Source organism: Amycolatopsis sp. NBC_01488, assembly GCF_036227105.1.
GTDB lineage: Bacteria > Actinomycetota > Actinomycetes > Mycobacteriales > Pseudonocardiaceae > Amycolatopsis.
The window spans coordinates 9,027,450-9,040,741 of sequence record NZ_CP109434.1; the positions used below are offsets into that span (position 1 = coordinate 9,027,450).

Consider the following 13,292-nt stretch of genomic DNA (forward strand, 5'->3'; position numbering starts at 1 on the left):
AAAACGTAACTCTCCGGGTATTCGTCTCCTGCATTGCGGGACGCGGCTACGACATCCGGGGTAAATCGGCGTGACTCAGGTCCCACCGGCGCGGGAACACTTGCGGGCCGCGAAACGTCTGGAAGAGTGGAAGCACGAACACCGCGGAGCCGGAGGCGATCGCCGCCACCGGGTCAGTCCCGAAGTGGGCGTAGCTGGATCGATGGCACCGGGCAACCGGTGCCGGGACGGAGGGAGACCCCCATGACAACGCCGACGCTCACCCGCCCCGAACTGACCGCCGCCGACCGCTGTGACCGGTGCGGGGCCGCAGCTCAGGTACGCGCCGTCCTCAAGGGCGGCGAGCTTCTCTTCTGCGGGCACCACGCCCGCGAGCACGAGGCCAAGCTCAAGGAACTGTCCGCCGACATCCAGCGGTAACAACCCAGAACACGCGAAGGCGGCCAGTGCGCACAGGCACTGGCCGCCTTCGCATTTTCTGCAACTTGCAAAGTGCTCGAACCCCCACCCGGCGAATGTCACGCTCCGGCCGCGGAATGCCGTGATTGCGGTCACGTAATCGGACAAGAAATCAGACAGAATCCAGCACGACTTCGAACGCCACTTCGGCCGCGCCCAGCAGCTTCACGTCGGCCCCCAGCGCCGAGCTGATGATCCGGGTGCCGCCGACCGCCCGGCTCACCAGGCTGCGCCGGCGGACCTCCGAGCCGACGTGCCGCAGCACCGCCTCCGGCAGCACCGTCAGCAGGTCGCCGAGGATCACCAGCTGCGGGCCGAGCAGGTTGACGACGTTGATCAGCCCCAGCGTCAGCCATTCGGCGAACTCCGCGAGCCGCGTCAGCGCCGCCTCCGGGTCCCGCCCCAGCTCGCGCAGCTCGAACAGGATCGCCCCGCGCGGGGTGTCCTCCGGCAGGCCGAGCGCGCGGCACAGCGCCGCCTCGCCGACCTCGGTCTCCCAGCAGCCGCTGCTGCCGCAGTAGCAGGCGCGCCCGTCCGGGCGGATCACCATGTGCCCGATCTCGCCGACGTACCCCGCGCCGCCGCGCAGCGCCGAGCCTTCGGAGATGACGCCGCCGCCGACCCCGACGTCCGCCGAGATGTACACCACGTCGGACGCGCCGCGGGCCGCCCCGCGCAGGTGCTCGGCGACCGCACCGAACTCGGCGTCGTTGCCGACCAGGATCGGGATCTGCAGCACCCCGCCGAGCCGTTCGCCGAGCGCGACGTCGGTCCAGCGCAGGTTCGGGGCCTCGTGCACGTACCCGTCGGCCCGCCGGATGACGCCGGGCACCGACACCCCGGCCGCCACCGGGGTCACGTCGAGGTCGCCGGCCAGGATGGCCGTCGACTCGATGACGTGCGTGATGACCTCGTCGGGCTGGCCCATCCGGCCCCGCAGGTTCCAGCTGTTGCGGCCCAGGATCTGGCCGCCCAGCCCGACCAGCGCGATCGCGACGTGCTCGACCTGCAGGTCGACCGCGAGCACGACCGCCGCGTGCGGCTGGGGCAGGACCAGGAGCGAGGGGCGGCCCGCCCCTCGTCCCGGCCTCGGCACCTTCTCCTCGACGACGCCGGCTTCGGCGAGCCCGTCGACGAGGGTCTTGATCGTGCTCCGGTTGAGCCCCAGCTCGGCGGCCAGGGTCGCCCGGGTGCTCGGCCCGCCGACGTGCAGCAGGCGGAGCAGGGTCGTGCGGTTGTGCCGGCGCACCTCGTCCGGTCGCGCGACGGGTGAGCTGGACACGGGCTTGATCATCCCATGCTGGTTCAGCGAGTCGACGCAGCCGCGCGGCGCCGGGACAGCGCGTCGACCGTGGCGGCGAGGAGCAGGACCAGACCGGTGACGATGTTGACCACCGCAGCCGGCTGCTTGAGCAGGCCCAGGCCGTTGATGACCACGGCGATCACCAGGCCGCCGACGACGGCGTCGGAGACCCGGCCCTTGCCGCCGAACAGCGACGTGCCGCCGATGACGGCCGAACCCACCGCGAACAGCAGCGTGTTGAGGCCACCGGACTGCGGGCTGACCGAACCGACCTTCGACGCGGCGACGATGCCGCCGATGGCCGCGACCGCCGAGCCGATGACGAACACGCTCGCGCGGATCTTCGGCACGTCGATGCCGGCGCGGCGCGCGGCTTCCTTGTTGCCGCCGACCGCGTAGACGAACCGGCCGTACCGGGTCCGGTTGAGCACGTAGGTCCCGGCCACCAGCAGCACCAGCATGATCGGGATGACGTACGGGACGCCCTCGATCGTGACGACGGTCTTGTTCGGCGAGCGGTTGAACGTCAGCAGCCAGGTGCCGACCGCGGACAGCACGACGAGCGCGCCGACCTTGATCATCACCAGCGCCGTCGGCTGCACGACCAGGCCGCGCTGGAGCCGCCGGAAGTGGCTGAGCAACGTGACCAGCGCGAAGCCGCCCGCGGCGACGAGGAAGAAGATCCAGCTGCCCAGGACGTTCAGGTTGCCGTTGGCGATCTTGTACAGCACGTCCGAGTTGGTGATGCCGATCGTGCCGCCTTCACCGATGAACTGCAGCAGGACGCCCTGCCACACGATGAACAGCGCCAGCGTCACCACGAAGGACGGCATGCCGATCTTCGACACCAGGAAGCCGGTGATGCAGCCGATCGCGGTGCCGACGCAGATCGCCAGCAGGATCTCCAGCCAGGCGTTGGCGGGGACACCGATCGCGACGATCAGCAAGCCGACCAGCGACAACGCGGCGCCGGCCCAGATCCGCTGGTACGCCGACAGCAGCATGGCCGCGGCGAGGACCGCGATGAACGTGATGAAGACGCCGGAGCCCATGGAGCCCAGCAGGTTCCCGGCGTGCACGTAGTGCAGGGCCATCACCGACGCGGCGGTGCCCGAGGCGACACCGGCCGCGAGGTCGATTTCGCCGAGCAGCAGCACGAAGACGATGCCCATCGCGATGATGATCACGCCGGCGCCCTGCGGGAAGACGTTGGCGATGTTGGCGAGGGTGAGGAAGTTGTCCGACAGCGCGCTGAACAGGATGACGAGCACGAGCAGGCCGAACAGCGACGGCAGCGCGCCGAGCTCGCCGGCCCGCAGGCGGGCGAAGTAGTCGCGGACCGCTTCGCCGGTTGACATCGATGTCGTGTCGATCCCGAAGTCGGTGATCGCCGCGGTGGCGGTCTGGGTCTGCGCGAGCGCTTCGGCGGGGCTGCCGACCTCGTGCTTGGCGGGAGTTTCAGTCATTTCCGGATCTTTCTTCGCGCTCACAGGACGACGGCTTCGGGCCGGGCCAGGCCAAGGTCACCGGAGCGACCCGCGGTGATCAGCTCCACGACCTGGCCGTGGCTGACGTCCTTGGTGTGCACCTCGGCGACGAGCCGGCCGAGGTACAGCACGGCGATGCGGTCGGCGACCTCGAACACGTCGGCCATGTTGTGGCTGATCAGCACGACGCCCAGGCCCTGTTCGGCGAGCCTGCGGACGAGGTCGAGCACCTGACGGGTCTGCGCGACACCGAGGGCGGCGGTCGGTTCGTCGAGGACGACGACCTTGCTGTTCCACAGCACCGACTTCGCGATGGCGACCGTCTGCCGCTGACCACCGGACAGCGAGGAGACCGGGGTGCGCACGGACTTGACCGTGCGGACCGAGAGCGAGGCCAGCGTTTCGCGGGCGGCCTTCTCCATGCTGGCCTCGTCCAGCTTCCACGAGCTGCCGCGCTCGCGGCCGAGGAACATGTTCTGGACGATGTCGAGGTTGTCGGCAAGCGCCAGGTCCTGGTAGACGACCTCGATCCCGAGGTCGGCCGCGTCCTTCGGACCGCGGATGTGGGCGTCCTGACCGTTGAACCGCACGGCCCCCGAGTCGTACGGGTGGATGCCGGCGATGCACTTGACGAGGGTCGACTTGCCGGCGCCGTTGTCGCCGACCAGGGCGGTCACTTCGCCCGCACGCACGTCGAAGTCCACGTCGTGGAGGACGTGGACGGGGCCGAAGCTCTTGTTCAGGCCCTTGATCTCGAGAATGGGCTCACTCATGGATGGCATTTCTCCGAATTTGTCATGCCCCTGTGCCGCCGCGCTTGGGGGAGTGGGGACCGGGCCGGGACGCGCCGTCGGGGTGCGCGTCCCGGCCCGGCTGTTCATGGGTGGTGCGGGCGGCTCAGGAGATGCCGAGCGAGCTGCACTTGGCGGCGAGGTCGCCACCGCAGATCTCGGCAGCCTTCACGTAGCCCTGGGTCACGACGGTCTTGATGTCCTTCGCCAGGATCGTCGTCGGCGTGAGCAGCACGGACTTGATGTCCCGGTTGTTCTTCGGGTCGTGCAGCTTGCCCGTCGCGATGGCGTCCGCGCCGGCGGTGTCGCCCTTGGCGAGGGCGGCGGCCAGCTTGGCGGTGGACTCGGCTTCTTCCTTGATCGGCTTGAAGACCGTCATGTACTGGTCGCCGCGCATGACCGCCATCAGGCCGTCGGCGGTGGCGTCCTGGCCGGTGACCGGGACCTTCCCGTTGAGGCCGTTCTTCTTGAGGATGGTGATGACCGCGCCGGCCAGGCCGTCGTTCGCCGCGACGACGCCGTCGACCTTGCCGCCGTTGGCGGTGAAGATCTGCTCGAACGTCGTGCCGCCGAGCTGGTTGTCCCAGTCGTTGATCGGCTGCTTCTGGATGCGCTTCAGCGTGCCCGCCGAGAACAGCGGCTCGAGGACGGAGTCCTGGCCCTTGGTGAACAGCGTGGCGTTGTTGTCGGTCGGGGCGCCCTCGATCTGGACGACGCCCGCGCCCGGCTTGCTCTTCAGCGCGTCCGCCATGGCCTGGCCCTGCAGCTGGCCGACCTTCTCGTTGTCGAACGACACGTAGTAGTCGGCGGACCCGCCGAGGCTCGGCCGGTCGTAGTCGATGACCGGGATGCCGGCGGTCTTGGCCTTGGCCTCGACGGCGGCACCGACGGCGGGGTCGCCCGGGGCGATGACCAGGACCTTGACGCCGGAGCTGATGAAGCCGTCGGCCAGGGTCGAGAACTTCTGGTTGTCACCCTGGGCGTTCTGTACGTCGACCTCGAAGCCCTGTGCCGTCAGCGCGGCCTGCAGCATCGGCTTGTCGAACGCCTCCCAGCGGGCCGACGTGGCGGTCTCCGGCAGGATGACACCGACCTTGCCGCTGGCGCCGCCGGCGGCCGGCGCGGAGGAGGAAGCGGAGCTGCTCCCCGTGCCCCCGCTGTTTGAACTGTTGGCACCGCAAGCGGTCAGCACCAGGCCGGTGCTCACCGTGGCGGCGAGGAGGGTAAGGGTTCTGCTGCGCATCCTCGTTCCTTCCGGATCCAAGCATTGGTGACGAGTGGGCCGTCGACGTCGTCTCGGGCCCTGCGAGGCGGCGATCCGGAGGGTCCCGGCGCACCGACGCGCATATGTTGTGGGCGACAACATATGCCGCTGAGCGGCTGCGGGGAAGATAGCTGGATCGATTAAATGACACCAATTGGACACGGTTCGGCAACACAGGCTGAGCGTCGCCCGGAAAGAGTAGATCCGCTGACGATGTGATCGCCAGCACTCACCGTGTGTTACATCCAGGTTTCGTGCCGAGGTGAAGATACTCCGACGGTGTACACCGAGCGCGATCCGCCGCGAAGTGGTGGTGAACCCACGGCAAACCCGCGAAACTGGTCGCCGACTTGCGAACTTCGGCTCGGAACGTGCCCGAAGCGCCACCGGCCGGGGGACGCGCGGGCAGGCGAAGGCCGACCGATCGGGCACGCAACGTCACAGAGGTGTGGAAGGTCCGGCGCGGCCTCGGTGGAACGGACGGTGACGAGTGGGTTCAGCCTCCTGGGCGACACCGGCGGGGTGAGCCGGCGTCCGGCGGGGGAAGCCGCGCGTCACCAGGTCCGCAGTGTGACGATCCGTTCCTCGAGCTGCTCGACGGTCGCCATGGCCGTCACCGGGCCACCACAAACTCGCCTCAGCTCGTTGTGGATCGCGCCGTGCGGCTTCTTCGTGCGGTGGTGGTACATGCCGACCAGCGCGTTCAGCTCCTTGCGCAGCGCGCCGAGCCGCTCGCTGACCGATTGGGGACGAGCCTGCGGTGCCGGCTCCTCCTTCGCGGGCTTGCGGCGCTTCTCGTCCGCGACCTGCTCTTCCTGCCGCTTCCGCAGCAGCGCGCGGACCTGGTCGGGCTCAAGCAGGCCTGGGAGGCCGAGATACTCCTGCTCTTCGTCCGAGCCCGAAAACACCGCCGTGCCGAAGGAGTTGCCGTCGTAGATGACCTGGTCGAGCTCGGCCGAGGCGCCCAGGGACGTGAACGCCTTCTCCTCCTCGCCCGGCTCGTCCTCGGTGCGGTTGGCCTGGGCCAGGAGCTCGTCCTCCCAGCCCTCCTTCTCGCGGTGCGGCTTGCCGAGCACGTGGTCGCGCTGCGCCTCCAGCTCGCTGGCCAGCTCCAGCAGCACCGGCACCGACGGCAGGAACACGCTCGCCGTCTCGCCCTTCTTCCGTGCCCGCACGTACCGGCCGATCGCCTGGGCGAAGAACAGCGGCGTCGACGCGCTCGTCGCGTACACGCCCACGCCGAGGCGCGGGACGTCGACGCCTTCGGAGACCATGCGGACCGCCACGATCCAGCGTTCCTTGGTCTCGGAGAACTCCTTGATCCGGCCCGAGGCCTTCGGGTCGTCCGAGAGCACCAGCGTCGGCGTCTCGCCCGAGATGCGCTCCAGGATCTTCGCGTACGCCCGCGCCGACTCCTGGTCGGTGGCGATCACCAGGCCGCCCGCGTCCGGCACGTGCTGGCGCACCTGGGACAACCGCGTGTCGGCCGCTTGCAGCACCGCCGGGATCCACTCGCCCGCCGGGTCGAGTGCCGTGCGCCACGCCCGGGCGTTCTGCTCCGCCGTCAGCGGCTCGCCGAGCCGCGCGGTGAACTCCTCCCCCGCGCTCGTGCGCCAGGAGGCCTCGCCCGAGTACGCCAGGAAGACGACCGGCCGGACCACGCCGTCGGCCAGCGCGTCCGCGTAGCCGTACGAGTGGTCGGCCTTGCTGCGCTGGAACCCGCCCGCGTCGGGCTCGTAGGTGACGAACGGGATGGCCGAGTCGTCGGACCGGAACGGGGTCCCGGTCAGTGACAGCCGCCGGACGGCCGGGGTGAACGCCTCGCGGATCGCGTCGCCCCAGGACTTCGCGTCGCCGCCGTGGTGGATCTCGTCGAGGATCACCAGCGTCTTGCGGTTCTCGGTGCGCACCCGGTGCAGCGTCGGGTGCGCCGCGACCTGCGCGTACGTCACCGCGACGCCGTTGTAGTCCGACGAGGTGACGCCGGTGGTGTTGCGGAAGTTCGAGTCGATCTGGATCCCGGCCGCGGCGGCCGACGCGGCCCACTGGTGCTTGAGGTGCTCGGTCGGGGTCACGATGGTGACCGCCTCGATCGTGCGGTCGCTCAGCAGCTCCGCGGCGATCCGCAGGCCGAACACCGTCTTGCCGGCTCCCGGCGTCGCCACCGCGAGGAAGTCCTTCGGCTTCGACGTCAGGTACTTCGTCAGCGCCCGCCGCTGCCACGCCCGCAGCGGGCGCGCGGTCGAGTCCTTCTCCGCGGGAGGCGCCCCGAGCTGCGTCTCCGTCATCGCCGGTCCTCCCCCTCGCTCACCTGCTCAAGTGCTGTGACGTGCGAAAACCCTCACTGTGGTACCGACTTCGGCTGTGACAACCGGGCTGGCGACTGCGGTGAGGGCACTGGAGCGAGTCTACCGGCCGGGTCCGACAGTTCCCGGCACCGGCACGGGTGATGTCCCCCGACACGCCCGGGTGCGGACCGGGTGACGAGCCAAATCAGCACGGATGGACCATGCTGGACACGTCATGGGTGAGGTGCAGCCGTCCGGTGCGACGAAGGTGGCCCGCAAGGGGCCCTGGCGCCTCCTCACGCGCACGCTCGCGAAGGCCTGGGAAGGCAACATCTTCTCCGAGGCCGCCGAAGCGGCCTTCTGGCAGACGCTGTCGCTGCCGCCGCTGCTGCTGGGGCTGCTCGGCAGCCTGGGCTTCGTCGGCGAGTGGTTCGGCCAGGACGTGGTCGCCGCGGTGCACGACCGGATCATCGGCTTCTGCCGGACCGTCTTCAGCCAGAACGCCGTCCACGACATCATCGAGCCGACCGTGAACAGCATCCTCACCGTCGGCAAGGGCGAGATCGTCTCGATCGGCTTCCTGATCTCGCTGTGGGCCGGGTCGTCGGCGATGTCGTCGTTCGTGGACGCCATCACCGTCGCGCACGACCAGTACGGCGTCCGCAACGACGTCTGGCAGCGGATCTTCGCGCTCCTGCTGTACCTGTGCGGCCTGGTCATCCTGGTGGTCGGGCTGCCGCTGCTGGCGATCGGCCCGGACCTGCTGCCCGAGTTCTTCCCGGGTGCCTGGCGCCCGACCGTGACGGCGTGGGTGAGCGCGCTGTACTTCCCCACCCTCGGCGTGATGATCACGCTCGCGCTGACCACGCTGTACAAGCTCGCCCTGCCGCGGAAGCTGCCGTGGCACCGCGGGCTGCCCGGCGCGGTCCTCGCGATGGTCGTGTTCCTGCTCTCCTCGGTCGGCCTGCGGGTCTACCTGAACTGGATCACCAAGACCGGCTACACCTACGGCGCGCTCGCCGCGCCGATCGCGTTCCTGCTGCTGATGTTCTTCATCGGGCTGGCCGTGGTCGGCGGCGCGTACTTCAACAGCGCGATCCAGGAGCTGTGGCCGGCGAAGGCGACCCGGCGCCAGCGGCGCAAGTGGCGCCGGCTGGAGATGGAACGCGCCTCCGAGCGGTTGCGCACCGAAGAGGGCCGCAAGCTGTGGGAGCGCACGACCACGCCGCTGCGGCGCCCGCGTGCCGAAGACATCCCCGCCGTCTCCCCGAACGGCGACGGCGCGGCACCGTCCGATGAGGACGGATCGTCACCGAGCGCGCCGGACCCGGCACCCAGCGCTGCTCAGGGTCGGGTCTCCTCCCAGGGGACGACCCGGAATCCACCCCCAGACTGAGTCGCTCCTCAGGTCGGACGTGGCACGCTTCCCCCGTCACTGACGCAGGCGTCGGTCGCCGCGTCATTCCCGAGGGGGTTCCAAGCAATGTCCGTGCTGGCCAGATTGAGCCTGCGCAACCGAAGCCTGATCGGCCTGCTCGCGCTCGTGATCGTCGGCTTCGGCGCGTTCGCGCTGCCGCAGATCAAGCAGCAGCTGTTCCCGTCGCTGCAGTTCCCGCAGGCCCAGATCGTCACCCAGTACCCGGGCGCGTCGCCCGACGCGGTCGACCGGCAGGTCAGCGAGCCCCTCGAAGGCGCGCTGCAGGGGCTGAAGGGCCTGAAGGAGGTCGACTCGACGTCGTCGGACGGCGTTTCGCGCGTCGTCACGCAGTTCGCGTTCGGCACCGACCTCGACGCGGCGGTTTCGCAGATCCAGCAGGCGGTGAACCAGGTCCGGCCGCGGCTGCCGCAGAACTCCGACCCCGCCGTCTCCGCGGGCAGCACCGACGACCTGCCGGTGGTGCTGGTCGCCGCGGGCACCACGGGGGACCCGCAGCAGCTCGCGCCCGCGCTGACCGACGAGGTCGCGCCGGAGCTGCGGAAGATCGAGGGCGTCCGCACGGTGACGGTCACCGGCGTGCAGCAGCCGCGTGTCACGATCACCCTGGACTACGCGAAGCTGGCCGCGGCCGGCGTCGACCCGGCGTCCATCGCGACCACGGTGCAGACCGCCGGCGCCGCGGTTCCCGCCGGCACGCTGACCGAAGGCGGCAAGACGCTGTCCGTCCAGGTCGGCGGCGGACAGACCACTGTGGACACTCTGCGCAACCTGTACCTCACGCCGAGCGCTTCTCGTCCGGGTGCCGCGCCGCACGGACCGGTGAAGCTGGGTGACGTCGCCGACGTCCAGACCGGCTTCGCGCCGCCGACGTCGATCACGCGCACCAACGGCAAGCCGAGCCTCGGCCTCTCGATCACCATGGTGGACAACGGGAACGCCGTCGCGATCTCCGACGCCGTCCGCGCCAAGCTGCCGGATCTGGCGAAGAAGACCGGCTCCGAGATGAGCGTCGTGTTCGACCAGGGCACGCCGGTGAAGGACGCGATCAGCGGCCTGACCACCGAAGGCCTGCTGGGCCTGGCGTTCGCCGTCGTCGTCATCCTGCTGTTCCTGCTGTCGGTGCGCTCGACGCTGGTGACCGCGGTGTCGATCCCGCTGTCGGTGGTGGTCGCGCTGATCGCGCTGTGGACCGGCGACCTGTCGCTCAACCTGCTCACCCTCGGCGCGCTGACCATCGCGATCGGCCGGGTGGTCGACGACTCGATCGTCGTGCTGGAGAACATCAAGCGGCACCTGGGTTACGGCGAGGAGAAGCACCGGGCAGTGCTCGACGGCGTCCGCGAGGTGGCCGGCGCGGTGACGTCGTCCACGCTGACGACCGTCGCAGTGTTCCTGCCGATCGCGTTCGTCGGCGGGTTCGTCGGCGAACTGTTCTCGCCGTTCGCGATCACCGTGACCGTCGCGCTGCTGGCGTCGCTGCTCGTGTCGCTGACCGTGGTTCCCGTGCTGGCGTACTGGTTCCTGAAGCCGCCCACGGTCCCGGCGGACGCCATCGAGGCCGAGCGCGCCCGCGAAGCCGCCGTGGAGAAGGAGCGCCGGTCGTTCCTGCAGCGGGCCTACCTGCCGGTGATCCGGTTCGCGACCCGGCGGCGGCTGACCGTCGTCCTGCTGGCGCTGCTGATCTTCGCCGGCACGGTCGGGCTCGCGACGCGCCTGAACACGAACTTCCTCGACCAGTCCGGCGGCACCACGCTGAACATGACGCAGAAGCTGCCCGCGGGTACCAGCGTCGAGGCCAAGGAGAAGGCCGCCACGGCGGTCGAGCAGGCGCTGGCCGCCGAGCAGTCCGTGCGGACCTACCAGGTCAGCGTCGGCGGGGGCGGCGCGTTCGGCTTCGGCGGCGGGACGAACACGAGCATCTCCGTCACCGTCGCGAAGGACACCGATCTCGACGCGCTGTCGAACCGGCTGCGCTCGAAGCTGACGTCACGGCCCGAGCTGGGCGAGATCAAGATCGGCGCGGACGCGTCCGGGTTCAACTCCGACCAGGTCTCGGTGACGGTGACCGCGCCGTCGGAGGCCGCGCTGAAGCCGGCGTCCGACCAGGTCGTCCAGGCGCTGGGCGGGGTGTCCGGGCTGACCGAGGTGACCAGCGACCTGGCCGTCGGCTCGCCGCGGGTGCAGGTCGAGGTGGACGACGCCGCGGCCGCCGCGCACGGGCTGTCGGCGAGCACCATCGGCCAGGTCGCCAACCAGGCGATCGCCGGGCGCACGGTGACGCAGCTGCCGGTCGACGGCCAGCGCACCGACGTCGTGCTGCGCGCCGGCACCGCGCCGGCGACGGTCGACCAGGTGAAGGGCCTGCCGATCCCGGGTCCGGCGGGCGTCGTCCGGCTCGACGAGGTGGCGAAGGTGTCCACTGTGGACGGACCGGCGTCGGTGCACCGCACCGGCGGCGACCTGAGCACCACGGTGACCGCCAAGAACACCGGCGACAACCTGAGCAAGACGACCGCGGACATCAAGTCCAAGCTGGACGGCCTGACGTTCGCCGGCGGCGCGTCGTACTCGCTCGGCGGCGTGAGCCAGGACCAGCAGGAGGCGTTCTCGAACCTGTTCCTGGCGCTGCTGGCCGCGATCGCGATCGTGTTCCTGATCATGGTGGCGACGTTCCGCAGCCTGATCCAGCCGCTGATCCTGCTGGTGTCGATCCCGTTCGCGGCGACCGGCGCGATCGGGCTGCTGCTGGCCACCGGCACCGCGCTGGGCCTGCCCGCGCTGATCGGCATGCTGATGCTCGTCGGCATCGTGGTGACGAACGCGATCGTGCTGATCGACCTGATCAACCAGTACCGCGCCGAAGGGATGAGCGTCGCCGACGCCGTCACCGAAGGCGGCCGGCGCCGGTTGCGGCCGATCCTGATGACCGCGGCGGCGACGATCTTCGCGCTGATCCCGATGGCGCTGGGCATCACCGGCCAGGGCGGCTTCATCGGCCAGCCACTGGCGATCGTGGTGATCGGCGGCCTGGTCAGCTCCACGCTGCTGACCCTGGTCCTGGTCCCGACCCTCTACACGATGGTCGAGACCCGCAAGGAGCGCCGCCGCGCCCGCCGCGAAGCGCGTCGCACCCCGGCGAAGGCCCCGGAGTCGGAGTCCCTGAACCCGGCTCCGACCGCCTGAAAAGGGGCATCACGCGTGCTTGAGGGGGCATCACCCGTGATTGGGAGGGCATCAGCGCGATGCCCCGCCAATCACGGGTGATGCCCCTCTGATCACGCGTGATGCCCCTCCAAGCACGGGCGATGCCCGGTCCGGCTACTGGCGGAAGCGGTAGGTCATGCTGTCGAAGAGGATGCAGATGCTCGGGGACATCACGATCACGCGCAGCGTGCCGTCGCGCTCGTCGAAGTCGATGCCCTCGACCTCGAACGTCCCGCTGCAGCCGCTGCGCAGCGGGAGCTGGCCCAGCGACGTCACGTGGCCCGTGACGTCCGAACCGGACAGCGGGCCGGCGAGGTCGACCTGCAGCAGCGGCTTCGTGGTGCCGAAGAGGCTGCCGTCCGGGTCGTCGGACGCGCAGAGCAGGCGGGTCGCCGTCTGGAAGTCGCAGCCCTGGACGTCGCGGACCTGGTGGTCGAGGCGGATCGTGCCGGACAGCGGCAGGTTCTGCGCGGGGTCGGTGGCCGCCACGCCGGGCATCGGGTGGACCAGGAGGCGGTCCATCGTGCCCCACTCGCCCGCCACCAGCCAGCGCGCGTCGGGTGACACCGCGGCGAAGGAGTTGTTGTTCGCTTCCCACGACTCGAGGTTGTGCTTGTAGTTGCTCCACGAGCCGTCCGGGGCCTGGACGCGGAAGAGCTTCGCGCCCCGGTCGTCACGCTGGTAGGGCTCGACGTACCAGCCCTGGGCCGAGCCGGGGTCGCCGACGTGGTTCCAGCCCTGGGAGTTGAGGTCCGCCGGGATGGTGCCGATCCCGGTGTAGCGGATGGTGGTGCCCGACGGCCGGACGATCGTGGCGAGCCCCTGGCTCTCGTCGAGGGCCCGTGCGTGGTCGGAGCCGACCTCCGTCCAGCCTGTCGCGGCCTGGGCCAGTGCGGGCGAGAAGGCCGTGAGCAGGGCGACGGCGGCGGCGACGATCCCGGTTCTGCGCATGTGCGACTCCGGTGGGTGAGGGAACCTGGCACGGAGGATTTACCAGCTCCCCGGCACCCGGCACACCCGCCGAATGAAGGTTTTTCACGTTTGTTCGACGACTTGTC

Annotated in this window: 9 protein-coding genes; 3 read left to right on the top strand and 6 right to left on the bottom strand. The window is 70.1% G+C overall.

Translation table 11 applies throughout. From position 1 onward, the window contains the following. Positions 1-243 precede the first annotated feature (243 nt). Positions 244-420, top strand: coding sequence for a DUF7455 domain-containing protein (locus OG738_RS42355; RefSeq protein WP_247011850.1), 177 nt, complete (start codon positions 244-246; stop codon positions 418-420). A 151-nt stretch (positions 421-571) separates the two neighbouring features. On the opposite strand, the gene OG738_RS42360 is transcribed toward OG738_RS42355, so the two are convergent. The 5 genes from OG738_RS42360 to OG738_RS42380 form a co-directional block, all read right to left on the bottom strand. After that, positions 572-1,753: an ROK family transcriptional regulator gene (locus OG738_RS42360; RefSeq protein ID WP_329049558.1), complete on the bottom strand. Its 1,182-nt coding sequence runs from the start codon at positions 1,751-1,753 to the stop codon at positions 572-574. An 11-nt stretch (positions 1,754-1,764) separates the two neighbouring features. Then, entirely contained in the window at positions 1,765-3,228 is a 1,464-nt protein-coding gene (locus OG738_RS42365; protein ID WP_329049559.1) for a sugar ABC transporter permease, read from the bottom strand. A 20-nt stretch (positions 3,229-3,248) separates the two neighbouring features. Next, entirely contained in the window at positions 3,249-4,022 is a 774-nt protein-coding gene (locus OG738_RS42370; protein ID WP_329049560.1) for an ATP-binding cassette domain-containing protein, read from the bottom strand. A gap of 124 nt (positions 4,023-4,146) precedes the next feature. Beyond that, complete coding sequence (locus tag OG738_RS42375; protein ID WP_329049561.1) at positions 4,147-5,283, bottom strand: sugar ABC transporter substrate-binding protein; 1,137 nt, start codon at positions 5,281-5,283, stop codon at positions 4,147-4,149. Between the two features lie 575 nt (positions 5,284-5,858). Further along, positions 5,859-7,592: a DEAD/DEAH box helicase gene (locus tag OG738_RS42380; protein ID WP_329049562.1), complete on the bottom strand. Its 1,734-nt coding sequence runs from the start codon at positions 7,590-7,592 to the stop codon at positions 5,859-5,861. A 235-nt stretch (positions 7,593-7,827) separates the two neighbouring features. Here OG738_RS42380 and OG738_RS42385 point away from each other — a divergent pair, with 235 nt between their 5' ends. Next, entirely contained in the window at positions 7,828-8,988 is a 1,161-nt protein-coding gene (locus OG738_RS42385) for a YihY/virulence factor BrkB family protein (protein ID WP_329049563.1), read from the top strand. An 87-nt stretch (positions 8,989-9,075) separates the two neighbouring features. Further along, positions 9,076-12,213, top strand: a complete 3,138-nt coding sequence (locus OG738_RS42390; RefSeq protein WP_329049565.1) for an efflux RND transporter permease subunit — start codon at positions 9,076-9,078, stop codon at positions 12,211-12,213. 135 nt (positions 12,214-12,348) lie between these two features. On the opposite strand, the gene OG738_RS42395 is transcribed toward OG738_RS42390, so the two are convergent. Further along, the gene (locus OG738_RS42395; RefSeq protein WP_329049566.1) at positions 12,349-13,185 is read right to left on the bottom strand and encodes a hypothetical protein; all 837 of its coding nucleotides are present in this window, start codon (positions 13,183-13,185) and stop codon (positions 12,349-12,351) included. Positions 13,186-13,292: the final 107 nt, after the last annotated feature.